Annotated in this window: 21 protein-coding genes and 1 pseudogene; 14 read left to right on the forward strand and 8 right to left on the reverse strand. The window is 66.4% G+C overall.

Features of this window, described 5'->3' with window-relative positions; all coding sequences use genetic code 11:
* Positions 1-472: 472 nt before the first annotated feature.
* Genes WS95_RS34300 through WS95_RS27815 form a run of 4 tightly spaced genes read right to left on the reverse strand, consistent with a single transcriptional unit; the run spans position 473 to position 3735 of the window.
* A complete protein-coding gene (locus tag WS95_RS34300) occupies positions 473-1084 on the reverse strand; it encodes a C39 family peptidase (protein ID WP_080747850.1) in 612 nt (203 codons plus the stop codon).
* Positions 1085-1087: 3 nt separating this feature from the next.
* Positions 1088-1930 carry a hypothetical protein gene (locus WS95_RS27805; protein ID WP_155294509.1) on the reverse strand — a complete coding sequence of 281 codons (843 nt, stop codon included), beginning with the start codon at positions 1928-1930 and terminating at the stop codon, positions 1088-1090.
* A complete protein-coding gene (locus WS95_RS27810) occupies positions 1848-2648 on the reverse strand; it encodes an aspartate/glutamate racemase family protein (RefSeq protein ID WP_034209215.1) in 801 nt (266 codons plus the stop codon). The genes WS95_RS27805 and WS95_RS27810 overlap by 83 nt, the downstream gene beginning before the upstream one ends.
* A gap of 13 nt (positions 2649-2661) precedes the next feature.
* A complete protein-coding gene (locus WS95_RS27815) occupies positions 2662-3735 on the reverse strand; it encodes a D-alanine--D-alanine ligase family protein (RefSeq protein WP_034209214.1) in 1074 nt (357 codons plus the stop codon).
* Between the two features lie 1079 nt (positions 3736-4814).
* Between WS95_RS27815 and WS95_RS27820 the strand changes: the two genes are divergently transcribed.
* The 12 genes and pseudogenes from WS95_RS27820 (at position 4815) to WS95_RS27875 (ending at position 15560) form a co-directional block, all read left to right on the forward strand.
* Entirely contained in the window at positions 4815-5951 is a 1137-nt protein-coding gene (locus WS95_RS27820) for a muconate/chloromuconate family cycloisomerase (protein WP_059827244.1), read from the forward strand.
* Positions 5952-6002: 51 nt separating this feature from the next.
* On the forward strand, positions 6003-6944 hold the full coding sequence (gene catA / locus WS95_RS27825; RefSeq protein WP_034209212.1) for a catechol 1,2-dioxygenase: 942 nt from the start codon (positions 6003-6005) through the stop codon (positions 6942-6944).
* Between the two features lie 116 nt (positions 6945-7060).
* Positions 7061-8419 (forward strand): Rieske 2Fe-2S domain-containing protein, encoded by a 1359-nt coding sequence (locus tag WS95_RS27830; RefSeq protein WP_059827500.1) that lies wholly within the window; start codon positions 7061-7063, stop codon positions 8417-8419.
* Positions 8416-8904 carry a benzoate 1,2-dioxygenase small subunit gene (benB, locus tag WS95_RS27835; protein WP_059827245.1) on the forward strand — a complete coding sequence of 163 codons (489 nt, stop codon included), beginning with the start codon at positions 8416-8418 and terminating at the stop codon, positions 8902-8904. The genes WS95_RS27830 and benB overlap by 4 nt, the downstream gene beginning before the upstream one ends.
* A 39-nt stretch (positions 8905-8943) precedes the next feature.
* Entirely contained in the window at positions 8944-9966 is a 1023-nt protein-coding gene (benC, locus tag WS95_RS27840; protein WP_059827248.1) for a benzoate 1,2-dioxygenase electron transfer component BenC, read from the forward strand.
* Entirely contained in the window at positions 9963-10739 is a 777-nt protein-coding gene (benD, locus tag WS95_RS27845) for a benzoate diol dehydrogenase BenD (RefSeq protein ID WP_059827249.1), read from the forward strand. The genes benC and benD overlap by 4 nt, the downstream gene beginning before the upstream one ends.
* A gap of 108 nt (positions 10740-10847) precedes the next feature.
* A complete protein-coding gene (locus WS95_RS27850; RefSeq protein WP_059779947.1) occupies positions 10848-11246 on the forward strand; it encodes a RidA family protein in 399 nt (132 codons plus the stop codon).
* A 64-nt stretch (positions 11247-11310) separates the two neighbouring features.
* Entirely contained in the window at positions 11311-12447 is a 1137-nt protein-coding gene (locus WS95_RS27855; protein WP_059827251.1) for a porin, read from the forward strand.
* A gap of 130 nt (positions 12448-12577) precedes the next feature.
* Positions 12578-14425 (forward strand): tannase/feruloyl esterase family alpha/beta hydrolase, encoded by a 1848-nt coding sequence (locus tag WS95_RS27860; RefSeq protein ID WP_059827502.1) that lies wholly within the window; start codon positions 12578-12580, stop codon positions 14423-14425.
* 106 nt (positions 14426-14531) lie between these two features.
* Positions 14532-14738, forward strand: a pseudogene (locus WS95_RS27865) (TolC family protein); the annotation flags it as partial.
* Positions 14739-14889: 151 nt separating this feature from the next.
* On the forward strand, positions 14890-15186 hold the full coding sequence (locus tag WS95_RS27870) for a type II toxin-antitoxin system RelE/ParE family toxin (RefSeq protein WP_059779944.1): 297 nt from the start codon (positions 14890-14892) through the stop codon (positions 15184-15186).
* Between the two features lie 2 nt (positions 15187-15188).
* Complete coding sequence (locus tag WS95_RS27875) at positions 15189-15560, forward strand: addiction module antidote protein (protein ID WP_059827256.1); 372 nt, start codon at positions 15189-15191, stop codon at positions 15558-15560.
* A gap of 96 nt (positions 15561-15656) precedes the next feature.
* On the opposite strand, the gene WS95_RS27880 is transcribed toward WS95_RS27875, so the two are convergent.
* From WS95_RS27880 to coxB, 4 genes are read right to left on the reverse strand one after another with little or no spacing between them, the layout of a single operon-like run.
* Positions 15657-17276, reverse strand: a complete 1620-nt coding sequence (locus WS95_RS27880) for a c-type cytochrome (protein WP_059827258.1) — start codon at positions 17274-17276, stop codon at positions 15657-15659.
* The gene (locus WS95_RS27885) at positions 17267-17668 is read right to left on the reverse strand and encodes a hypothetical protein (protein ID WP_034209204.1); all 402 of its coding nucleotides are present in this window, start codon (positions 17666-17668) and stop codon (positions 17267-17269) included. The genes WS95_RS27880 and WS95_RS27885 overlap by 10 nt, the downstream gene beginning before the upstream one ends.
* Positions 17665-20304 (reverse strand): cytochrome c oxidase subunit I, encoded by a 2640-nt coding sequence (gene ctaD / locus WS95_RS27890; protein ID WP_034209203.1) that lies wholly within the window; start codon positions 20302-20304, stop codon positions 17665-17667. The genes WS95_RS27885 and ctaD overlap by 4 nt, the downstream gene beginning before the upstream one ends.
* A 13-nt stretch (positions 20305-20317) precedes the next feature.
* Positions 20318-21376 carry a cytochrome c oxidase subunit II gene (coxB, locus tag WS95_RS27895; protein ID WP_059779939.1) on the reverse strand — a complete coding sequence of 353 codons (1059 nt, stop codon included), beginning with the start codon at positions 21374-21376 and terminating at the stop codon, positions 20318-20320.
* A 303-nt stretch (positions 21377-21679) separates the two neighbouring features.
* On the opposite strand from coxB, the gene WS95_RS27900 reads away from it, so the two are divergent.
* Both WS95_RS27900 and WS95_RS27905 read left to right on the forward strand, forming a co-directional pair.
* Complete coding sequence (locus WS95_RS27900; RefSeq protein ID WP_059827506.1) at positions 21680-22663, forward strand: SDR family oxidoreductase; 984 nt, start codon at positions 21680-21682, stop codon at positions 22661-22663.
* 5 nt (positions 22664-22668) lie between these two features.
* Positions 22669-24447 carry a glycoside hydrolase family 15 protein gene (locus WS95_RS27905; protein ID WP_059827504.1) on the forward strand — a complete coding sequence of 593 codons (1779 nt, stop codon included), beginning with the start codon at positions 22669-22671 and terminating at the stop codon, positions 24445-24447.
* Positions 24448-24449 lie beyond the last annotated feature (2 nt).

Raw genomic sequence — 24449 nt, forward strand, 5'->3', positions numbered from 1 at the left:
GCTCCTGGCCTTCGCGCAGCGCATCCTGAATGCGCGCGGAGCGCATGTCGATGCCGTCCTTGAAGTACTGGCGGGCGGCTTCCTTTTAAGGGAGGAAGGCGGGGGGGGCGTTGCCGGCGTGTGCGGAGAACGCTTTGAGGGGGGGGGCGGGAGGGGGGGGAGGGGGGGGGGGGGGGGGGGGGGGAGAGGGGGGGGGGGGGGGGGTTTGCGGGGGGGGGGCGGGGGAAAGGGGGGGGGGGGGGGGCGGGGTCGGGGGGGGGGGGGTGGCCGGCCTGCGCGGGGGGGGAGGCGGGGGCGGAGAGGCGGGGCTATCCGGGTTTCTTCCCACGCGCGGAGGGCGCGTGGATTGGGGGGTGTTTGCGATTCTGTGTGCGGAAACTGAACAGTCGTTGCGCGATTTTTGCCGCATGCTGTCTGATGACACGACAGGTATGGCTGGTGCGGCGGGACGTGTGCTGTGTCTTTTTTGCGCTTATGGTGCAATCAGAATCCCTCTGTTTGCGAAATAGCGATCGAATGTACTACGCTCCATCGACACGTATTCCTGCGTGTTATGTTCAAAGCCTGACGGATTGTGAAACACCCACTCATCGGTCGCGGGATTGACTCCAAGCACCAGGACAAGATGCCCGCCACGCGTAGGAGGCTCAAACCCTGCATGCCGGATTCCCGGATGAACAGACGCCATGAACATATATCCGTCGCGCAAGCTGCATTCGATCATAGATGATTCCGTATGCTCGACGACACGACCATCGATCTGAAAGCGCTCGCGAATCCAGTTGACGAATGGTCGGTAGAGCAGGCGCTTTCCTTTGTCGCCAATCTCGGGTTGATAGACACCGAAGGTTACGGCCTCACGCACGAGTTCCAACAGCGGAATCACTCGCGCGGTGCGATGTGCCAGCAACATCTTCAAGCATGTGATGCCGCAAATGTGCGGGCTCCATTGAGCATACTCGGCTGGGCTGCTGGCGCCTGAGTTGCGCCAGAGCGGATCGTCCTCGGCGCGCAGTTCGCGCGACACGAATTGAGAGACCAAGGCCCTTGATTCCCATTGCGAAAAATACGGCACGTCAATCATTTTTCATCCCATGAACAGAAGTGCAACGCCTACGGCCGCCACTGCGCCGAACACGAGTTGCTCGCGAAGTTTGCCTTCGTCGTAGAGAATGGCTGAGACGCCCAATAGCAACGGGACACGCAGCGCAATCGCTAGGTAACCTAACGCGACGGGCAAGATCGTTTGTAATGAAAAATTGAAGAATAACTCGGGGAGCGCCCATATTGCCCCCACAAACAGGAGCGGGCGGACGCGAATGCCGAAAAGCGTGCGCCGGACGCACCATGCCGCAAGTACGTTTCCGAGACCGGTCCAGAACAAATAGGGAAGCCAGCCGGCTCGCGGGATGCCAATCTTGTCGCAGACAGCGAAACCAACGACTATCACGATCATCCACACAAACCGCCGCTTGTCTGCCACTTGCATCGAAGCGAGATGACCGAACATGGCAAAACCGACCCCAGCCGCAAACAATATCGAGATCGCTGCGATACCGCTTGGCGTGAGGTGGGTTCCAAATGCCCACGATTCGACGGCCGCGATGAAGCCGATAGCGATTGGGAACGTATAAGTCGTCGCGGACAAGCTCCGCCCGATGAGACGCTGCTGCATGCTCATCAGCACAGCGAGCAACGCGCCCTTGACTAGACCTGCGCCAACGCCGCCAAGATGTGAGTGCAGAACCGGCGCGCGGCCGGCTATAGCCAGAACCGACCACAATGCGACGCAGCTCACGACTGTGCCGAGGCCTACACACAGCGAGGTGGCATCGGGGTCAATGTCGTCAACGACCCGCTTGAACAGTAGCGTCCGAACGGTGACGAGCAGCAGAATTACCAGAAAAAATTCGGCCTGTACCAAGCTCAAGGTTGCTGTCCTCAATCGTGGATCGATGGCTCGATACGCCGAGTGCCGAATCGAGATGCACGTCGATGGAGTCGATGATCGCAATTCCGCCGTGGAAGGCGAAGTTCGGAAGGATGAGCGGGATTTCGGTGCATCCCAGAATTACGGCCTCGACGCCGGACAGCGCGAAGTTCTTCACGACCCCCATGAAGATATCGCGCGATACTTGGGAAAAAATACCGTGGCACAGTTCGCGATAGATGATGTTGTGAATAACGGCGCGGTCGCTTGCTTCAGGCGTCACCACTTTGACACCGGCCGATTCGAGTCGCTCTCGATAAAACTCGCGCTCCATTACGTACCGGGTTCCCAACAATCCGACACGCCTATAGCCGCAATTCAGAATGTGCGACCGCGTTGAGTCGATGATGTTGACGATGTCCAGATCGAAGCTGCGTTGAAGCCGGTCGCAGGTATTGCTCGTCGTATTCGAGCAAATCAGCAACTTTCGTGCTCCTGCATGCTGAATAACCTCCGCCGCCCGGGCGAGAATGCCGTACTCCCCGTCGACATCGTTTGCCTGCTGCCGTGCGAGGATCTCTTCGAAATTCAGACTTACCATGACGAGATCTGCAGAGACATGCGAGCCTCCCGATTGCTGTGCTCGCATGTTCAGCCGCCGATAGTATTCCATCGTCGATACCCAGCTTACACCGCCTATCAAGCCAATCCGTTCCATTCATGCCTCCACGTCAGTCGATTTGATAATCGACGAAGCTTTTCCGCGGCTTCTCAGAAAGAAGATTGCTGCGGAACTGCAAGATTGCTTCGGCGAGGGTGATATTGGATGCCCCGAGCATCTTTGGGAACAGGCTGTTACGCATCAGGCCTGGGATCGGATTGGCCTCGAGGAAGAAAACAGAATCATCTGAGGATGCAATGAAATCGAATCGACACATGTTTCTAAAACCGACGGATCGAAATATGTCGACTGATATCTTCTTCATAGCCCGAATGACTGTCGATTCATTCGTTACGACGATCTCGTTCGCTTTTCCGGTACGATGCTTTTGTTCGTGACCAAAAAATGCGCCATCCGTTTCGATGCGGACTGCAGGCAATGCGATGATGGAGTCATTCTTCTGGATGCATCCGATTGAATACTCAGTGCCTGAAATATATTTTTGGACGAGGGCATGTGTGTCATGTTGGAAAATTTGCTCTAGATTCTCGTTGATCGACGTTATATTGTCGAAGTCGACGATATAGCGATGCGTGAATAGGGATGCGCCAAGGGAATTTGGCTTGACGACGACGGCCATTCCGGAAAATCGATCCATGATGCGAGTGCCGGCTTCAAGGAGGTCGTGGTCCTGTAGCAAGAGCGTGTCAGGGATTTGTACCTCCGGATGCGTGCTGGCCACAAATTGATTCATGTGGTATTTGCTCATCGCCAGACTGGCTGCAAGAACGGGCCCGAAACTTCCAGGCACAGATGTTATTGCTGCCGCACCTTGAACATGGCCGTCTTCGCCGAAGTTTCCGTGCAGCAGGTTCAGGACAAATGTGCCAGCGTTCGCCATTCGTCCTAGAGCAGCCCAGTATGGCATGGGCTTGCAAGACCCCATGTAGTCGTCCAGAGAGAGATCAGGCTGGAACGGCGTGATGGTGACGCGGCCTTCGACATCTACGTAGTAGATGTCTTCTATCTCTATCAAATCACCTTGATGGATTTCCCTGGCAACGTGACGGAACGATTCTACCGATGCTCGATGTTCCGAAGACTTCCCGCCAAATACGATCGAAATACGTACACGACTCGACATTAGAGCCTCCGACGGTTTCAGTGGTATTGAAGGAATTCGACGGATCTCAGATCAAAAATCCGTCACGAAAGCAAGTTCACGGATTCTAACGGCAGCGGAGACGAAAAATTATTTTATTTTGGTCTAAAATTAACTTTAGAACATGATTATTATTTTTCTCGATGGATAGCCTGGCAGAATTGTCAGGGTCTAAAAAATGGATTGATGATGAAACATTTTTATATTGGACTATCTCCGAAGCGTTGATAAGGTCCAGGTTCAAGCGCATCACGTGCAGCCTGCTTTTGTCACGGGATCCCTACGGGGAACGCCTATAGCAGGAAGACATCGAGATTGCCCTGAACTGTCGCAATCGCCTCGTTCGTGCTACAGACGAAGAAAGGAGAGATAGTCCCTTTCGGGAAGTCTCTTGTGAGTCCGCTGCGGCCGAAGGAGAAGGTGACCTCTCGCTCGAAGATCGGCGCGCGGAGCACTGAGTGTTCTTTTGCAGGGAGTATCAGCGCATAGAGCGACCGCCTACAGGATCAATACCGCTCGTTTGCGAGGCGTTCGATTCGATGGCCGATTGGGGTTGGCCATTCAATTCGGCTGCTATCGGTCTACACGCTGACGTTCGGTAAGGGATTCCCAAGGACCGCTCCTTGCCGATAGTTGCCGTCAGCCTCTGATGAACGACGAGTATCGTCAACAACGTAGGTTTCTACCTACCCCCTTACTTCCCGTCGTTCGCAGAAACCGACGCCGAAGCCGAAAGCTGCAAGGCCAGCCCACCGTTTTCCCATCAGGAAAACCCTGATCGACCCAGGCCGGCCGCCGATTCCAGCCGATTTGCCCGCTGCAGAAAGCAACCGCGCCGCGCCCCCCGCCAAGCGATATCCCGCCCCCCAGCGACCCCGCTCCAGCAAGCCTTCCAGCCCGTATACCTAGCCAAATCAGGTATGGTGCAACGCAATATCCGCATCCTGACCGCGATTTCCATACCCACCAGGTATCAAAAATCCCGCCTAAAAGTATTGGACGCTCCATTTCCCCGCCGCGTATAAATCCGTCCCATGAACTCCCCCCACGCAGCGTGCCCCATGTCCTCCGCCACTATCGAACGCATCGAAACCCGTCTCGTCGATCTGCCGACGATCCGCCCGCACAAGCTGTCGGTGGCCACGATGCACGGCCAGACGCTGATGCTCGTGAAGGTGTTCTGCAGCGACGGCGCGATCGGTATCGGCGAAGGCACGACGATCGCCGGGATGGCCTACGGCCCGGAAAGCCCGGAAGCGATGAAGCTCGCGATCGACGCGTACCTCGCGCCGGCGATCGTCGGCAAGAACGCGACGCGCGTCCAGACGCTGATGGCGTTCGTCGGCAAGCTCGCGAAGGTCAACCACTTCGCGAAGAACGCGCTCGAAACCGCGCTGCTCGACGCGCACGGCAAGCGGCTCGGCGTGCCGGTCAGCGAACTGCTCGGCGGGCGTCGCCGCGATCGCCTGCCGGTCGCCTGGACGCTCGCGTCGGGCGACACGTCCACCGACATCGCCGAAGCAGAACGGATGCTCGACCTGCGCCGCCACAACGTATTCAAGCTGAAGATCGGCGCGAAAGCGCCGGAAACGGATATCCGCCACGTGGCCGAGATCAAGAAGGCGCTCGGCGAGCGCGCGTCGGTGCGCGTCGACGTGAACATGGCGTGGAGCGAGACGCAGGCCGCCCGCGCGATTCCGGCGCTGGCCGATGCGGGTTGCGAGCTGGTCGAGCAGCCGGTGGCGTCTGCGGCGGCGCTGGCGCGCCTGATGCGCCGCTTCCCCGTCGCGCTGATGGCCGATGAAATCCTGCAAGGCCCCGACAGCGCATTCGACATCGCGAAGCATCACGGCGCGGACGTATTTGCAATCAAGATCGAACAGAGCGGCGGCCTCTTCGCCGCACAGCGCGTGGCCGCGATCGCGGACGCGGCCGGCATCGAGCTGTACGGCGGCACGATGCTCGAAGGGGCGTTCGGCACGGTGGCGTCCGCGCACCTGTTCGCGAGTGTCGCGAACCTCCAGTGGGGCACCGAACTGTTCGGGCCGCTGCTGATCACCGAAGAAATCCTGACGCAGCCGCTGGATTACAGCGACTTCGAACTGACCGTGCCGGACGGCCCCGGTCTCGGCATCGCGCTCGACGAGGACAAGGTCAGGCGCTTCACCCGCGACGGGCTGACGAAAGTCGTGCGGTAACCGAGTCAGGCAAAGACCGTCATTCCCCCAAATACACGTGGAGACAGCATCATGAGCGTCAAAGTTTTCGATACCCGGGAAGTGCAGGACCTGCTGAAGGCCGCGTCGAACGCGGGCGCGAACGGCACGAAGGGCGACGCGCGCACGCAGCAGATCGTGCTGCGCCTGCTCGGCGACCTGTTCAAGGCGATCGACGATCTCGACATCTCGCCCGACGAAGTGTGGGCCGGCGTGAACTACCTGAACAAGCTTGGTCAGGATGGCGAAGCAGCGCTGCTCGCGGCCGGCCTCGGTCTCGAGAAATATCTCGACATCCGGATGGACGCCGAGGACGAAGCGATCGGGCTGCACGGCGGCACGCCGCGCACGATCGAAGGGCCGCTGTACGTGGCCGGCGCACCGGTGCGCGAAGGCGTCGCGAAGATCGACCTCGATGCCGACGACGGCGCGGGCCCGCTCGTGATTCACGGCACGGTCACGGGCCTGGATGGCAAGCCGATGGCCGGCGCGCTGGTCGAGTGCTGGCACGCGAACTCGCATGGCTTCTACTCGCACTTCGACCCGACCGGCGCGCAGAGCGATTTCAACCTGCGCGGCGCGGTGAGGACGGGTGCGGACGGCAAATACGAATTCCGCACGCTGATGCCGGTCGGCTACGGCTGCCCGCCGCAGGGCGCGACGCAGCAACTGCTCGACCGCCTCGGCCGCCACGGCAACCGCCCGGCGCACGTGCACTTCTTCGTGACGAGCGACGACCACCGCAAGCTGACGACGCAGTTCAACATCGACGGCGATCCGCTGATCTGGGACGACTTCGCGTATGCGACGCGCGAGGAGCTGATTCCGCCCGTGGTCGCCAGGACCGGCGGCACGGCGCTCGGCATGAAGGCCGATGCGTACCAGGACATCGAGTTCAACTTCGTGCTGACGCCGCTGGTGCAGGGCCGGGACAACCAGATCGTCGAACGCCCGCGCGCTTCCGCAGCGGCATAACTGCCGGCGGCACGGCGGCGCGCGTGCGCCGCCGCTGTCGGCCGGTCCCCCGAGATTCAACCGATACCGATGCGAGCGTGCTTGCAGGACGCGGCACGCGCATGGAAGGAGCCATCATGTCCGCCACGATCGACCACACCGACACACTGGATCACCTGCTCGAAACCGCCGTGCAGGATGACAAGGAGGCCGGCATCTTCCGCTGCCGCCGCGACATCTTCACGAACGCGGAACTGTACGAACTCGAGATGAAGCACATCTTCGAGGGCAACTGGGTATATCTGGCGCACGAAAGCCAGATTCCGGACAACAACGATTACTACACGACGTGGATCGGCCGCCAGCCGATCGTCATCACGCGCGACAAGACCGGCGAGCTGCATGCGGTCATCAATGCGTGTGCGCACAAGGGCGCGATGCTGTGCCGCCGCAAGCACGGCAACAAGGGCAGCTTCACGTGCCCGTTCCACGGCTGGACCTTCTCGAACACCGGCAAGCTGCTGAAGGTGAAGGACGAGAAGACGACCGAGTATCCGGTGCAGTTCAACACGCACGGCTCGCACGACCTGAAGCAGGTCGCGCGCTTCGCGAACTATCGCGGCTTCCTGTTCGGCAGCCTCAATGCGGACGTCCTGCCGCTCGAGGATTACCTCGGCGAGGCGCGTGTGATCATCGACCAGATCGTCGACCAGGCGCCGAACGGGCTCGAAGTGCTGCGCGGCAACTCGTCCTACATCTACGAAGGCAACTGGAAGATGCAGATGGAGAACGGCTGCGACGGCTATCACGTCAGCACCGTGCATTGGAACTATGCGGCGACGATGGGCCGCCGCAAGGAGGACGGCACCAAGGCGGTCGATGCGAACAGCTGGAGCAAATCGGTCGCGGGCGTGTACGGCTTCGACCACGGCCACATCCTGCTGTGGACCCAGACGATGAACCCGGAAGTGCGGCCCGTGTACCGGCATCGCGACGAAATCCGTGCGCGCGTCGGCGACGTGCAGGCCGATTTCATCGTGAACCAGACGCGCAACCTGTGCGTGTACCCGAACGTGTTCCTGATGGACCAGTTCAGCACGCAGATTCGCGTGGTGCGGCCGCTCGGCGTCGACAGGACCGAGGTCACGATCTTCTGCTTCGCGCCGAAGGGCGAGAGTGAAGCGGATCGCACGACGCGGATTCGCCAGTACGAGGATTTCTTCAACGTGACCGGCATGGGCACGGCCGACGATCTCGAGGAGTTCCGCGCGTGCCAGGCCGGCTATGCGGGCATCACGGCGATGTGGAACGACCTGTCGCGCGGCGCGCCGCTGTGGATCGACGGGCCGGACGAGAACGCGAGAAGGATGGGGCTGAACCCGCGTATTTCCGGCGAGCGCAGCGAGGACGAAGGGCTGTTCGTGTGCCAGCACGAACACTGGGTGAACGTGATGCGCGATGCGCTGAAGAAGGAACGCGGGGAGGTGGCGGCATGAGCTTCGATTACCGGACGATTTGCGCGGCGCTGTATCGCGAAGCGCGCCTGCTCGACGATCGCGCGTGGGACGAATGGCTGACCTGCTACGCCGAGGACGTCACGTACTGGATGCCCGCGTGGGACGACGACGATCGTCCGACCGACGATCCGACCAGCCAGATTTCGCTGATGTACTACGCGGATCGCGGCGGCCTCGAGGATCGCGTGTTCCGGATCAAGACCGAGCGCAGCGGCGCGTCGACGCCCGAGCCGCGCACCAGCCACAACGTGACGAACGTCGAGGTGCTGGCCGAACGCGACGACGAGGTGGACGTGCGCTACAACTTTCACACGCTGAACCACCGTTACCGCGTGACCGATCACTTCTTCGGCACGATGTTCGTCACGTTGCGCAAGGTGGACGACGCGCTGCTGATCTCCAACAAGAAGATCGTGCTGAAGAACGACTACATCCGGCAGGTGCTCGACGTGTACCACGTCTGACACCGATCGTTTCGACAGGAAGGAAAGGGAGGCGACGTCATGTCCACCTACAAGATTGCACTGAATTTCGAGGACGGGGTCACCCGCTTCATCGACTGCAAGGCCGGCGAGAAGGTGCTCGACGCGGCCTTTCGCGCGAAGATCAACCTGCCGATGGATTGTTCCGACGGCGTGTGCGGCACCTGCAAGTGCCGCGCCGAAAGCGGCCGCTACGACCTCGGCGACGATTACATCGACGACGCGCTCACCGAGGACGAAAAGGACGGCGGCCTCGTGCTGACGTGCCAGATGGTGCCGCAAAGCGATTGCGTGATCGCGGTGCCGACGTCGTCGGTCGCCTGCAAGACCGGGCAGAGCAGCTTTGCGGCGACGGTCGCGAAGATCGAGCAGCACAACGATGCGGCCGTCGTGCTCGAACTCGATGTCGGCGCGAGCGCGCCGGTGTTTCTCCCGGGCCAGTACGTGAACATCGGCGTGCCGGGCAGCGGCCAGCACCGCTCGTATTCGTTCTCGTCCGCGCCGGGCGACGCGAAGGTCGGTTTCCTGATCAAGAAGATTCCCGGCGGTGTGATGAGCACATGGCTCGAATCGGCGCGGCCGGGCGACACGCTCGAGCTGCACGGGCCGCTCGGCAGCTTCTATCTGCGCGACGTCGCGCGGCCGCTGCTGTTCCTCGCCGGCGGAACGGGCCTCGCGCCGTTCCTGTCGATGCTCGACGTGCTCGCGCGAAGCGGCTCGCAGCAGAAGGTGCATCTGATCTACGGCGTCACGCGCGATCTCGATCTCGTGTTGGTCGACGCGCTCGAGGCGGTGGCGGCGAAGCTGCCGAACTTCAGCTTCGCGACGGTCGTCGCGGACGCCGCGTCGAACCATCCGCGCAAGGGCTGGGTCACGCAGCACATCCCGGCCGACGCGCTGAACGACGGCGACGTCGACGTTTATCTGTGCGGGCCGCCGCTCATGGTCGATGCGGTGCGCCAGTATTTCGACGACGCAGGCGTGAAGCCGAACAGCTTCCACTACGAGAAGTTCACCCCCAACGTCACGGCAAAGGCGGCATGACCATGCAACGATTCTCCGGCAAGGTCGTCGTCGTTACCGGCGCGGCGCAGGGCATCGGTCGCGGCGTCGCACTGCGCGCGGCGGCCGAGGGCGGCAAGGTGCTGTTCGTCGATCGCGCGGATTTCGTGGCCGAGGTGGCCGCGCAGGCGTCGGGCGGCGATGCGGCCGGCTTCGTCGCGGATCTCGAGACGTACGACGGCGCGCATGCGGCGATGGCGTACGCGGTGCAGGCTTTCGGCGGCATCGACATCCTGATCAACGGCGTCGGCGGCGCGATCCGCATGCGGCCGTTCGCCGAGTTCGAGCCCGCGCAGATCGACGCGGAAATCCGCCGCTCGCTGATGCCGACGCTTTATGCGTGCCATGCGGTGCTGCCGCATCTGATCGCGCGCGGCGGCGGCACGATCGTCAACATCTCGTCGAACGCGACGCGCGGCATTCGCCGCGTGCCGTACTCGGCCGCGAAGGGCGGCGTGAACGCATTGACGTCGGCGCTCGCGATGGAATACGCGGAACACGGCATCCGCGTCGTCGCCACCGCGCCGGGCGGCACCAGTGCGCCGCCGCGCCGCGTGCCGCGCAATGCGGCCGGCGACACCGAGCAGGAACAGGCGTGGATGGCCGAGGCCGTGCGGCAGGTGACCGAATCGACGTACTTCAAGCGCTACGGCACGCTCGACGAACAGATCGCGCCGATCCTGTTCCTCGCGTCGGACGAGGCGAGCTACATCACGGGTACGGTGCTGCCGGTCGCGGGCGGTGACACCGGTTGAAGCGCGCGCCTGCCGAGCTGCTTGCCTCACGGGGCAGGTGCCGCGGCCTGGCGCACGACGACCATGACATAACAGGCCGGCGCGGCAAGCCCGGCCATGGAGACACTCATGAGCAAACGCGAAGCGATCATCCCGGCCGGCATGGAGGCCGTATACGAAAAAATCGGCTATGCGCCGGCGATCAAGGTCGGCGATACCGTTTACGTATCCGGCCAGATCGGCCGCGACGCGGCGATGCAGTTGGTCGAGGGCCGCGAAGCCCAGATCGTGCAGGCCTTCGAGAACCTCAAGCGCGTACTGGACGCCTGCGGCGCGTCGTTCGACGACGTGGTCGATCTCACGACGTTTCATACCGACATGCGCGACCTGCCGTTGTTCATGCAGGTACGCGACCGCTATTTCCATGCGCATCCGCGGCCGGCATGGACCGCGACCGGCGCGCACATGCTCGGCGGCTCGCCCGGCTATATCGTCGAGATCAAGGCGGTGGCGGTGCTGCGGCCCTAGTCGCGGCGGCGCATCGCCCGTCCGGCCATAAACAGAATCGACCATCAAAAGGTTTGGAGACAGCATGAGACTTCGGCATCTCGTCGGCGGAGCTTTGTTCGGAATCGCAACGACCGGTTTCGCGCAAGGCAGCGTGACGTTGTACGGCATCCTCGATACGGGCGTCGAATACGTGTCGCACGCGAATGCGCAGGGCAAGGGCATCGTGCGGATGCCGTCGATTACCGGCGAGCTGCCGTCGCGCTGGGGGCTGCGTGGTGCGGAGGATCTCGGCGGCGGCTACAAGGCCGTGTTCGCGCTCGAAAGCGGCTTCAACGTCGGCAACGGCACGATGGGGCAGGGCGGCCGTCTGTTCGGCCGGCAAAGCTGGGTGGGGATCGAAAGCCCGTACGGCACGCTGTCGTTCGGCCGTCAGTACACGATGACGTACTACGCGGTGCTCGACGCGGATCTGCTCGGCCCGAACATCTACGGGCTCCCGTCGCTCGACGCGTACATTCCGAACGGGCGCGCGGACAACGCGGTCGCATGGCGCGGCAAGTTCGGCGGCTTCACGGCCGGAGCGATGTATTCGTTCGGTCGCGATTCGGCCGGCACCGGCAACTCGCCGGGGCAAGGCACCTGCGCGGGCCAGACGCCCGGCGACACGACCGCGTGCCGCCTGTGGTCCGCGATGCTGAAATACGACTCGACCGCGTTCGGGATCGCGGCATCGTACGAGGAGCAGCGCGGCGGCAGCGCGACCGCGGCCGCGAATTTCTTCGACGGCGTGAAGCCGGTCCCGCTCGCGTCGAACGGCGACCGCGACGACCGCGCGCAGGTCAACGGCTACGTGAACGCATTCGGCATGAAGCTCGGCGGCGGCTGGATCGGCCGTTGGGCCGACGCCGGCGCGTCGGGCGGTCCGAACCTGCACTCGAACATCTACTACCTCACCGCGAGCTACTACGTGACGCCGGCGTTCGTCGCCGATGGCGGCGTCTATCACGTGAACGTGTCCGGCCAGGATGCGCGCGCGACGCTCGGCGCGCTGCGCGGCACCTATTTCCTGTCGAAACGAACCGCCGTGTACCTGCAGGGTGCGTACCTCGCCAACAGCGCGCACGCGGCATTCACGGTCAGCGCCGGCGGGGGCGGCACGACGCCCGCGCCGGGGCAAAACCAGGTCGGCGTGATGGCCGGAATCCGGCACATGTTCTGACCGGACGTGTCGGGCGACGCATGAGCGGCCCGGCATGCGATGCAATGCGATGCCCGCGGTTTTCGTGCGGGTATCGGCTTTCCCTGTACGCAAATCGATCGAGAGAGAACGGAGGGATGCAATGGTGTCGATGCTCAACGGTAGAACCCGTCGCGGTGGATGGTGTTTCGGCATGGCTGTCGCGGCGTCCGCAGTCGGCATGCTGATGGTGTCCGGTTGCAACGACGACGAGGTCCGGGATGCCGGAGGCGGCACGGCCGACGCCGCGTTGACCTGCGATCAGACGATGAAGGCGCGATTCGCGCCGGATGCGAACACGACGGTGATCGCGGTGAAGTCGTTCAAGGCGGGCGATCCGCTGGCGCTCGATGCGTCCGCCGTCACCTCCGCGACGCCCGTCGCCGGCAACGATCTGTGTCTCGTCAAGCTGAACGTCGGCCCCGGCAACGCGGGCCCGTCGGGCGCGCCGTCGACGTCGGCCGGCATCGGGATGGAAATCTGGCTGCCCGCGCCGTCGAACTGGAATCGCAGGATTCACAACCTCGGCGGCGGCGGGTGGCAGGGCGGTGCGTACGGCGACCCGACGAAGATCGCCAGCGCGGGCGGCACGCCGAGCGCCGCGACGATCGCGGCGTCCGAGGGCGCGGTGGTCGGCACGACGGATACCGGGCACACGATCCAGAACGGCTCGTTCGCGATGAATCCCGACGGCACGATCAACACGACGCTGTGGACGGACTTCGCGCAGCGCAGCCTGCACGAGCTGGCGCTGAAGACCAAGGCGCTGGCCGCCGCCTATTACGCGGCGCCGCAGAAGTATGCGTACTGGGACGGCTGCTCGACCGGCGGCCGGCAGGGCTACAACGAAGCGCAGAACAACCCGTCCGACTACGACGGCTACCTGACCGGCGCCCCCGCGTTCAACTGGTCGAAGTTCATCACCGGCGAACTGTATCCGCAGGTCGTCGCGCAAACCGATCTCGGCGGCGCGACGTTGACCGATGCACAACAGGCGTTGCTGTCGGGCGCGGCCGTCAGCGCATGCGATGCGGTCGCCGGCCAGCACCTCGGCTACCTGATGGATCCCGCGCAATGCCGCTACGATCCGACGCAGGATGCGAGCGTGCTGTGCGCGGGCGTGACGGTCGGCACCGTCACCGGAACGAATACGACTGCCGCGTGCGTGACGGCCGCGCAGGCGAGCGCGATGAACAAGACCTGGTACGGGATGACGCGCGACGGCTCGGTGCCGAGCCCGGCGCTCGACACCGGCACGGCGACGTCGCTCGCCGGCAACCAGATGTGGTTCGGGCTGATGCGCGGCACGGGCACCGGCGCGCTGGCCGGCGCGACCCCGTTCAGCATCTCGACCGACCTCGTCGCGCTGGAGCTGCAGGATCCGACGATCGCCGGCGCCGGCTTCGCGAACGCGACCGGCAACGGCGCGAACCAGTGGAAGCGCCTCGGCTATGCGGGTCTTGCGCATGCGTACGATCAGGGTATCGCGCTGCAGCCGTCGTTCGGCAACATCAATACGGACAACCCGGACCTGTCGGGGCTCGTGCGGGCCGGTGCGAAGGTCCTGCACTATCACGGTCTTGCCGATCCGCTGATCACGCCGTCGGGCAGCATCAACTACTACGAACGCGTCGCGAGCCGGATGGGCGGCATACCGGCGGTGCAGCAGTTCGACCGGCTGTTCCTCGTGCCAGGCATGGGGCACTGCAGCGGCTACGGGGGAGTGAACGGCACGGCCGGCCCCGCGCAGACGGCGAATACGGTGCCGCTGCCGCATGCGGACCGTCAGGATCTGTACGCGCGGCTGGTCGACTGGGTCGAGCACGGGCAGGCGCCGGCCCGCATCGACCTCACATCGGCGGACGGCAGTGCGAGCCAGCCCGTGTGCATGTATCCGACGAAGGCCACGTACAACGGCTCGGGGTCGATCAGGGACGCGGCGAACTACTCGTGCAAGTGACGGACGGGGGTGCCGCGGTGTGTCGCGGTTGCAGGTGCGTGTCGATGCGGGCGGGCGGCGCAGGCCGCCCGCGCCGCGTCAAGCGAGCCGGAATTTCTTGCGCAGGCTCGAATCGGCGCGGACCGCATCGTTTGCGGCTTACCAGAAAGGGGGCAGCCCGATCGAAGTGTTGCAGGCCGACGAAAGCCAGCTGCGCGCATCGGACGAACGCGTGCAGGCGCGAACCGAAGCGGCGCGCGCGGCGGTCGCCGCGTTCAAGGCGCTCGGCAGCGGATGGGAGTCGCCGCAAGCGCAGGCCGTTGCGAGCCGGTAGCGGTGGCATCGAAACCTGGTCGGTCGGGCCGGACAAGCGTCGAATGATCGCGGGTCGTGACGCCTTGTGCTGGGCGCGTTCACACTGCCAACGGATAGGGGGAGCAACGCAGAAAGTAGCGGCGATGTCCCCTATGGGTTACAATCGCTTCATGTTCAAAGTCCTGACCACTCCCCAATTTGACAAATGGCTCGATGGTCTTCGCGACCCGGTCGGCAGCGCCGCGATCAGCCTTCGCATCGAGCGGGCGAAGCTCGGCAATCTTGGCCAGTGGCGTGCGATCGGCGACGGCGTCAACGAAATGAAGATCGATGTAGGGCCGGGGTACCGGGCCTACTTCGTGCGACGCGGAAAGATAATCGTCGTGGTGTTGTGTGGCGGGGACAAGTCGACGCAGAAGAAGGACATCAAGACGGCGAAGCAAATCGCCGCCGAACTGGAGGATTGAAGATGAAAATCAGCGAACTGGCCGAATTCGACGGCGCAAAGTACCTGAAGGACGAGGAAGCGATTCGTCACTACCTGGCGCAGGCGTTCGAAGATGGGGATCCTCGACTGATCCAGGTCGCGCTCGGAAACGTCGCGAAGGCGCGTGGCATGACGGCGCTGGCGCGCGAGTCCGGTGTGAAGCGTGAAGCGCTCTACCGTGCGCTGTCGGAAGGTGGGAACGCGGAGTTTGCAACGATCATGAAGGTGGTCGCCGCGTTGGGATTGCATCTGACCGTTGCGCCGACCACGCAGACCGCCGAAGCGGCAGCCGCGCCTGAACCGACCTCGCGCACGCGCTCGCGTTCGCCTGCACGGGCGGCGGCCCACGGGTGATGTCGTCAGGGCCGGGCGGGAATTTTCGCGCAGGGCCTGCCCGTATCGATCCGGCCGGCATCGCGCGAGAAGCCCTGCGCGCAGCGCAGCTCGACGCTACCGCTTGATTGCCCCCCGCAACCGCCTCACATCCCGCTCCGACACCGGCGCAGCCCGATTCCCCCACGCACCGCGCACGTAGCTGACCACCGCGGCGATCTCGCTGCTCGTCAGCGCGCCGCGCATCGCCGGCATCCGCTGCACCGGCCCTGGCTTCCCGGGCGTGGGCCGCGCACCTTCGACCACGATCCGGATCGTGCTGGTCGGATCGGCTGCGAGCACGATCGAACTGCCCGCGAGCGCCGGCCCGCGATCGGGGACGCCTTGACCTTCGGCCCCGTGGCAACGCGCACAGAACCCCGCATACACGCCGGCCCCCGGCGCCTGCTGGCCGCTTTCCGGACGAGGGCCGGCCACGGTCAGCCGCGGCACGCCGACCGCGAGCGGATTCGTCGCCGCAGTCGGTTGCGCCGGCAACGACTTCAGGTACACCGCGATCGCATGGCGGTCGGCATCGGTCAGCAACGCGGTGCTTTCGCCGACGACCGGCGCCATCGCGCCGAACACCGCGCCGCGCGCCGCATGGCCGCTGCGCAGGAACGCGGCGATGTCGTCGGCCGACCAGCGGCCGAGGCCGTCCGGGTCCGCGCCGGTCAGGTTCGGCGCGAACCAGTGATCGTTGATGCCGCCGGTGAGGAACGCGGGGCTGCGCTCGTCGTAGCCGCGTTCGTTGTAGGCCGGCCCGCGCGGCGTATGGCACGCGCCGCAATGGCCGAGCCCCTGCACGAGATAGGCGCCGCGATTCCACTCCGCCGATCGAGACGGCTGCGGCGCGAACCGGTCGCGGTTCGCGAATGCGAGGCTCCACAGTCCGAGCGCCCAGCGCTGGTTGAACGGAAACGGCAAGTGTGTGAGTTTCGCCGCGTTCGGGGAGGGCGCGACGCCGCGCATGAAATACGCATACAACGCGCGCACGTCGTCGTCGCTCAGGTGCGCGAGCGACGGGTAGGGCATCGCCGGATACAGCCGGCTGCCGTCCGCGCGCACGCCGCGTCGCAACGCATCGTCGAACTGGCGCAGCGTGTAGTGGCCGATTCCGTGCGTCGGGTCCGGCGTGATGTTCGGCGCGTAGATCGGCCCGAACGGCGAATTCACCGGCTGGCCGCCCGCGTACGGCGTATGGTCGGCCGCGTCGTGGCATGCGGCGCAATCGCCGGCGAGCGCGAGGTAGCGGCCCCGCGCGAGCGTCGCGGCATCGGCGCTCGCGGCAGCCGCGGCGATCGCCGGGCGGCGGGCGGTCGAAGCGGATGCCGCATGCGGCGGCTGGGCGGCCGCGCCAGATGCGCCAGATGCGCCAGATGCGCCAGATGCGCCAGATGCGCCGGAATCCGCCGCCCCCGCCTCCCGCGACCGGGAAAGGCGTGGATCGTTTCGCACACGAGCGGACATCGACGCGCCGGCATCGGCCGCCGCCGTGCGAATCCGCACGAACCGCCAGCCCGACGCGGGTTCAGGCGCTTGCGCCGCCGACGCGGTGTCGGCCGCATCGGCGGGTGCGGCGGTGTTGTCGTCATGCTGCATGTCGCATCCGCCGAGCGCGACGCATACCGCGAACGCGACCCCTGCGCGGCGGCCCGGAGCCCGGAACGGGAACGAAGCGAACGAGATCAGCGCCATGGGCTGCAAGGCCCCACGAAAGCGGTGACGATCCCCGTAAACACCAGACCGATCACGAAGCCGAGCGCGGCGAGCATCCCGCAGCGCGCGAGAAAGCGCGTACTGTCGTCGCGCGTCGCGGCGGGCGCTTCGGCATCGTGCCGGCGCCGCCACGCGCGCGCGAGCCACGTCGCGCAGGCCGCGGCCAGCGCGAACGCGCCCGCCGCGATCAGCGCGAGCCACACGCCGACGTGCGCCCAGCGCGGCGCGGCCTGCGCGACGCCGAGCGGATAGCACGCGGTGGACGCGAGCGTCTCCGACACGAGCATCTGCGCGAACCACAGCGCGGGCGCGCCGACGAGGCCGGCCGCGATCGCGAGCAGCGGTGTCCACGCGCGGCGTGTGTCGTTCATCCGGTACTCCTCAGCCAGAACGGCGATACGTACAGCGCGGTGAAGATGAACAGCCACACGATGTCGACGAAGTGCCAGTAGAGCCCGCCGACCGTCAGCGCGACGCGTCGCTCGCGGCTGAAGAAACCGGCGGCCGTCCACCCGGCGAGCAGCGCGAGGATCGCGAGGCCGGCCACGACGTGCGCGAGGTGGAACCCGGTGATCGTGAAGTAGAGGCTGCCGTACAGATGCGCGGTCGGGCCGTACGGATGGTCGCGCCATTCGTGCCACTGGACCAGCGCGAACGCGGCGCCGAGCACCAGCGCGACGACGAGCATCGCCACCGCGCGCGCCTGCCTGTCGGCGCGCACCGCGCGTTCCGCGAGCCACACGAACACGCTGCTCGACAGCAGCACGACCGTGTTGGCGGCTGCGAGCCCGATCTTCGGCATCCCTTCCGGCGGCCACGGTGCGGACCATTGCGACTGCAGGTAGAAATAGCAGAACAGCAGGTAGCCGAACAGCCCGGCCTCGGTCACGATCAGCGTGAGCACGCCCCACCAGCCGCCCGCGCGCTCGCCGCAACTGCCGACCGGCAGCGGCTCGATGTACGCGGCCGGCGCGCCGGCCGGCGCCGTCGCCGACGGCGGCTCGTCCGGATGCGGCCCGGCGGCCGCGGCGGGCGCCTGCGTGTCGGCGCGGGCCGGCAGGCGCGCGCGCTGCCCGAGCGTGCGGCGCGGCCACAGCCACGCGGCGGTGGCGATCGCGCACCCGGCGACGGCCGCGCAGACGAGGGTCGGCGAGCGCGCGAGCATCGCCGCGAACACGGCGGTCGCCAGCAGCGCGAGCACGAACGGCACGCAACTGTCTTCGGGCATCTTCAGGATCGCGCTGGGTGCCGCGGCGAGCGGCGTGACCGCGAGCGCCTCGCGCCCGTCCGCGAGCCGGTAGCCGACCCGCAGGCTGGTGCGCGCCGGATCGTCGCGCGTTTCCCACAGCGGATGCCGCGACGCGACGAGCGGCAGCACCGCGAAGTTGTACACGGGCGTCGGCGACGCGACCGACCATTCGAGGCCGGCGCCGCCCCACGGGTTGTCGCCGGCGCGCGCGCCGCGCCGCGCGCTCACCAGCGCATTGACGACGAACATCACGATGCCGATCCCGAACACGAACGAGCCGATCGTCGTCAGCAGGTTCGACGTATCCCAGCCCATTCCGGACGGATAGGTATAGATGCGGCGCGGCATCCCGAGCAGCCCCGACACGTGCATCGGGAAGAAGCCGAGATTGAAGCCGACCAGCACGACCCAGAAGGTCCAGCGGCCGAACCGCTCGTTCATCATCCGCCCGGTGAACTTCGGGAACCAGTACGCGACGCCGCCGAGCACCGGAAACACGTTGATGCCGAGCAGCACGTAATGCAGGTGCGCGACGACGAAGTACGTATCGGTGAGCTGCCAGTCGAGCGGCACGGCCGCGGTCATCACGCCCGACACGCCGCCGATCACGAACATCAGCACGAAGCCCGCGAAATACAGGAACGGCGTGCGGAACACGGGGCGGCCGGTCCAGATCGTCGCGATCCACGCGAACACCGCGACCGCGCTCGGAATCGAGATCAGCATGCTCGCGGCGCCGAAGAACGCGAGCGCGAGCGGCGCGATGCCCGTCGCGAACATGTGGTGGACCCACACCTCGAAGCCGATCAGCATCGTCGCGACGGTCGACACCGCGACGGCCTCGTACGCGACGAGCGGCCGCCGGCAGAAGGTCGGCAGCGCGTCGGACACGATTCCCATCGCCGGCAGCACGACCACGTAGACCCACGGATGCGCGAACATCCAGAACAGGTGCTGCCACAACAGCGGCCGGCCGCCGTGCGCGACGTCGAAGAAGTGCGTGCCCGCATTGCGGTCGAGCCACAGCAGCAGGAACGCGAGGCTCACCGACGGCACCGCGACCAGGTTCGCGACCGACGCGGTCAGCGTGCCCCACACGATGATCGGCAGCCGGTCGATCGACATGCCGTGCGCGCGCATCCGCAGCAGCGTGACGACGAAGTTCGCGGCGCCGCCCGTCGTCGAGATGCCGAGCAGGATCATCCCGAGCGCGTAGATGTCGATGTTCGCGCCGGCGCTGTAGTCGAGCGACGTGAGCGGCACGTAGTTGAACCAGCCGCCGTCCGGCACCGCGCCGAGCGGAAAGCTCGCGTACAGGAACAGCCCGGCGAACAGGAACGCCCAGTACGAGAACGCGTTGAGCCGCGGAAACGCCATGTCGCGCGAGCCGAGCATCAGCGGCCACAGGTAGTTCGCGAAACCGGACAGTACCGGCAGCGCGTACAGGAAGATCATCGTGACGCCGTGCATCGTGAACAGCGAATCGTATTGCGCGGGCGTGAGCAGCGTCGCGTTCGGCCGCGCGAGCTGGATGCGCATCACGAGCGCCTCGACGCCGCCGAGCAGCAGGAACGCGAACGCGGTGACGATGTAGCGCAGCCCGATGCGTTTGTGATCGACGGTGCCGAGCCAGCCGCGCCAGCCGGGTTCCGATTCCCACTGCTCGGCCAGCGCGCGCTCGTGCGCGGAACCGGGCGGCGCTTCGCCGAGATCGGGTACGCGGCTGAGCGGGGTGGGCGTGTCGCGGGCGATGGCCATCGGCATCCTCGGTTCAGTGCAGCGTCGCGAGATACGCGGCGAGATCGTCGGCGTCGCGCGGCGCGAGCGCGATCGACGGCATCAGCGATTGCGGCTTGAGCTGCTGCGCATGCGCGATCCAGCGGCGCAGGTCGTCGGGCGTGTTGTCGAGCGTGCCGGCCGCGAGCAGCCGGCGCGTGCCGACGTGCGTGAGATCGGGGCCCGCGTCGCCCGTTGCGTCGGTGCCGCGCACCGCGTGGCAGCCCGCGCAGCGCGCGGCGAACACGCGTTGGCCGCGGCGCTCGGCGCCGGCCGCGGGCGCCTGCGCCGGTTGGCGTTGCGCGGCGAGCCACGCACGAAACGCGGCCGGCGGCTCGGCCACGACTTCGAACGCCATGTGCGCATGCTGCGCGCCGCAGTATTGCGAGCACTGCCCGCGATAGACGCCCGGCCGGTCGGCCTGCAGCCACTGGCGATTGGTCTGGCCGGGAATCGTCTGGGTCTTGCCGGCGAGTTGCGGCACCCAGAACGCATGGATCACGTCGGCGCTCTTCAGTTCGATCGCGACCGGCTCGCCCACCGGAATATGGATTTCGTTCGCGGTGACGAAGGCCGGGCCGTCGGCATCGTCGGGATAACGAACGGCCCACCACCAGTCGTGCGCGGTTACCGCGATCGTCAGCGCGGGCGGGCGCGGCGGCGTCGCGATCGCGCCGAGCACGCGCAGCATGTAGACGAGCGCGCCGAACAGCAGCAGGATCGAGATCGCCGAGCCCACGGTCACGATCGTCAGCCCGCTGCCGTGGCCGCCGCCCGCCCGCGCGCGACGGCGAAACAGCGCGATCAGCAGCAGCACGGCGATCGCGACGCAGACGAACAGGCACAGCGCGAGCAGCGCCCAGCCGAGCACGAAGACCGGCTGCGCGGCGGGGCCGGCCGCGTGCACGACGTAGGCGAGCGGCAGCGGCGCGGTCGGATTATTGCCGGGCGCCGCAGGCTCGGCGGCCGCGCGCGCGACGAGCGGCGCGACCGCCCACGCGAACGGTGCGATGCATGCGATACGACGCGTTTTTCTGGACAACGGAACGAGCAACGCGACTCCTTGCCGATGGCGGCGGCATGACCAAAGCCGTTCGCGGCGGAGCAAGTTCCGTGCGTACGCGGCTCGCACGCAGGCGGCTGCGGCAACGCGCAATGGCGCACGCAACGCGCCGGTGCGTTACAGCCGGTTTGTAAATCGGGCGGCCGTTCACGGCGCGCGCCGGCGCGGTACGGTCCGCATGGGTCCGCATCGCCGGCGGCATGTCGTTTGCTGCGCCGATCGCGTTCCGGCACGCTGCGGCGCAAAAGCTGCGTCGGCATGCCGGCCCTCATCGGAAAACGGGAGGAACCGACCGTGAAGACCGTCGCGATCACCGGCGCGAGCGCCGGCGTCGGCCGCGCGACCGCCCACGCGTTCGCGCGGCGCGGCGCGAACGTCGCGCTGCTCGCTCGCGACCCGGACGCACTGCACGACACCGCGTGCGAGGTGCGGGCGTACGGCGTCCGGGCGCTGCCGATCGCCGTCGACGTCAGCGATGCGGCCGCGCTCGACGCGGCCGCCGAGCGGATCGAACGCGAGCTCGGGCCGCTCGACGTGTGGGTCAACAACGCGATGGTCACCGTGTTCGCGCCGTTCGACGCAATTCCGCCGGAAGACTATGCGCGCGTGACGGCCGTGACTTACCTCGGCTGCGTATACGGCACGCGGGCCGCGCTTGCGCGAATGGGGCCGCGCAACCGCGGCACGATCGTGCAGGTCGGCTCCGCGCTCGCGTACCGGTCGATTCCGCTGCAAGCGCCGTACTGCGGCGCGAAACACGCGATCCGCGGCTTTACCGACGCGCTGCGCTGCGAGCTGCTGCATGCGCACAGCCGTGTGCGCGTGACGATGGTGCAATTACCCGCGATCGACACGCCGCAGTTCGACTGGGCCGAATCCGCGCTGCCGCACGCACCGCGTCCGGTCGCGCCGGTCTATGCGCCGGAGGTGGCGGCCGATGCGATCGTGCATGCCGCGCGGCATCCGTGCCGCGAACGCTGGGTCGGCTGGTCGTCGCTCGCGGCGATCGTTGCGAACGGTATCGCGCCCGGCTGGTTCGACCGCTATCTCGCACGCACGGCGGTGCGCGGCCAGCAGCGCGCCGCGCCTGCCGGCCCGCGCCCGTCGAACCTGTGGACGAGCGTGCCCGGCGGCCATGCGACGCGCGGCGCGTTCACCGACGAAGCGTGCCGCACCGGCGTCGAGGCCGGGCTCGGCGCGTCGCGTGCGCTCGCGTTCGGCGCAGCGGTCGCCGTGCTCGCGACCGCGGTTGCCGTCGCGCGTAAGCGGAACCGGTGAGCGCGATGCGGATCGAGGATTACGCGCTCGTCGGCGACGGCCGCAGCGCGGCGCTCGTCGCCCGCGACGGCAGCATCGACTGGCTGTGCTTGCCGGACTTCGATTCGCCGCCGTGCTTCGCCGCGCTCGTCGGCACGCCGGACAACGGCCGGTTCCGGATCGCGCCGGGCGAGCCGGATGCGCGCGTGACGCGGCGCTATCTGCCGGGCACCGCGATACTCGAGACGACGTTCGACACGCCGTCCGGCTGCATCGCGATCACCGACTGGATGAGCTGGAACGCACGCGATCCGTGCCTGATCCGCAGCGTGTGCGGCGTGCGCGGGACGGTCGACGTCGACGTCGATCTCGGCGTGCGCTTCGACTACGGCGGCGCGCTGCCGTGGTGCCGGCGTTTCGGCCGGCGCTGGAGGATGATGACGGGCGGCGACGCGATGTGGCTCGACACGGATGCGCGGCTCGACGTGCAGAGCGACCGGCTCGTCGGCACGCGCCGGATCTCGGCGGGCGAGCGGACGGATTTCTGCATCAGTTACGCGCGTTCGTTCGACCCGGCGCCGGCCGTGCCCGACGCGTATGCGTCGCTGCGCGACACGCAGGCATTCTGGCGCGTCTGGTCGAATTGCAACGCGGCCGACGGCCCGTATCGCGACGCGGTCGAACGTGCGCTGATCACGATCAAACTGCTGTCGAGCCTGCGCACCGGCGGCATCGTCGCGGCGCCGACCAGTTCGTTGCCCGAGCGCTTCGGCGGCGCGCGCAACTGGGACTACCGGTTCTGCTGGCTGCGCGACGCGAGCTTCACGCTGCGCGCGCTGGTGCGCTGCGGTTATCGCGACGAAGCCGCGCGCTGGCGCGACTGGCTCGTGCGGGCGATCGCCGATCATCCGTCGCAACTGCAGGTGCTGTATGCGGCCGATGGCGGGCGGCGCGCGTCCGAATGGGAGGCCGCGCATCTGGCCGGCTACGAAGGCGCGCGGCCGGTGCGTTTCGGCAACGCGGCGGCCGACCAGTTGCAGCTCGACGTGTACGGCGAGGTGCTCGGCGCGCTGTATCAGGCGCGCCGGCACGGGCTGCCGCCCGACGACGACGCGTGGACGCTCGAGCGGCGCCTGCTCGAACATCTCGCGACGATCTGGCGCGAGCCGGACGAAGGCATCTGGGAGGTGCGCAGCGGGCGGCACCCGTTCACGTCGTCGAAGGTGATGGTGTGGGCCGCGGTCGAAAGCGCATACCGCTCCGCGCGCGCGTTCGGCCACCACGCGCCGCTCGACGTGTGGCGACGCTGGGCCGACGCGGTGCGCGCGGAGGTGCTCGAGCGCGGCTACCACGCGCAGCTCGGCCGCTTCGTCGACCGTTTCGACGGCGACGGCATCGACGTCAGCCTGCTGCTGATTCCGCTCACCGGGATGCTCGACGCGACCGACCCGCGCGTGGTCGCGACGGTCGCCGCGATCGAGCGCGAACTGGTCGACGACGGCTTGCCGTTCCGCTATCGCCCGCCGCGTTTCGCGGACGGCTGCGAGGGCGACGAAGGCGCGTTTCTCGCGGCCGGCTTCTGGCTCGTGCAGGTGTACCGGCTGCAGCGGCGCGACGACGACGCGCACGCGCTGTTCGAGCGGCTGCTCGGCTTGCGCAACGACGTCGGGCTGCTGTCCGAGGAGTACGACGTGAACGCGCGGCGCCTATGCGGAAATTTTCCGTTCACGCTCGCGCAGGTCGGGCTCGTGAATGCGGCGCTCGCGCTGCACGGCGACGGGCGGGACGACGTCGACATCGACTAGCC

This window comes from Burkholderia sp. MSMB1826, assembly GCF_001526325.1.
Taxonomy (GTDB): domain Bacteria; phylum Pseudomonadota; class Gammaproteobacteria; order Burkholderiales; family Burkholderiaceae; genus Burkholderia.

Coding starts and splice junctions, on each gene's coding strand:
- WS95_RS34300 (WP_080747850.1), bottom strand. CDS start 1,084: ATGATTGACGTGCCGTATTTTTCGCAATGGGAATCAAGGGCCTTGGTC.
- WS95_RS27810 (WP_034209215.1), bottom strand. CDS start 2,648: ATGGAACGGATTGGCTTGATAGGCGGTGTAAGCTGGGTATCGACGATG.
- WS95_RS27815 (WP_034209214.1), bottom strand. CDS start 3,735: ATGTCGAGTCGTGTACGTATTTCGATCGTATTTGGCGGGAAGTCTTCG.
- WS95_RS27820 (WP_059827244.1), top strand. CDS start 4,815: ATGTCCTCCGCCACTATCGAACGCATCGAAACCCGTCTCGTCGATCTG.
- catA (WP_034209212.1), top strand. CDS start 6,003: ATGAGCGTCAAAGTTTTCGATACCCGGGAAGTGCAGGACCTGCTGAAG.
- WS95_RS27830 (WP_059827500.1), top strand. CDS start 7,061: ATGTCCGCCACGATCGACCACACCGACACACTGGATCACCTGCTCGAA.
- benB (WP_059827245.1), top strand. CDS start 8,416: ATGAGCTTCGATTACCGGACGATTTGCGCGGCGCTGTATCGCGAAGCG.
- benC (WP_059827248.1), top strand. CDS start 8,944: ATGTCCACCTACAAGATTGCACTGAATTTCGAGGACGGGGTCACCCGC.
- benD (WP_059827249.1), top strand. CDS start 9,963: ATGACCATGCAACGATTCTCCGGCAAGGTCGTCGTCGTTACCGGCGCG.
- WS95_RS27850 (WP_059779947.1), top strand. CDS start 10,848: ATGAGCAAACGCGAAGCGATCATCCCGGCCGGCATGGAGGCCGTATAC.
- WS95_RS27855 (WP_059827251.1), top strand. CDS start 11,311: ATGAGACTTCGGCATCTCGTCGGCGGAGCTTTGTTCGGAATCGCAACG.
- WS95_RS27860 (WP_059827502.1), top strand. CDS start 12,578: ATGCTCAACGGTAGAACCCGTCGCGGTGGATGGTGTTTCGGCATGGCT.
- WS95_RS27870 (WP_059779944.1), top strand. CDS start 14,890: ATGTTCAAAGTCCTGACCACTCCCCAATTTGACAAATGGCTCGATGGT.
- WS95_RS27875 (WP_059827256.1), top strand. CDS start 15,189: ATGAAAATCAGCGAACTGGCCGAATTCGACGGCGCAAAGTACCTGAAG.
- WS95_RS27880 (WP_059827258.1), bottom strand. CDS start 17,276: ATGGCGCTGATCTCGTTCGCTTCGTTCCCGTTCCGGGCTCCGGGCCGC.
- WS95_RS27885 (WP_034209204.1), bottom strand. CDS start 17,668: ATGAACGACACACGCCGCGCGTGGACACCGCTGCTCGCGATCGCGGCC.
- ctaD (WP_034209203.1), bottom strand. CDS start 20,304: ATGGCCATCGCCCGCGACACGCCCACCCCGCTCAGCCGCGTACCCGAT.
- WS95_RS27905 (WP_059827504.1), top strand. CDS start 22,669: ATGCGGATCGAGGATTACGCGCTCGTCGGCGACGGCCGCAGCGCGGCG.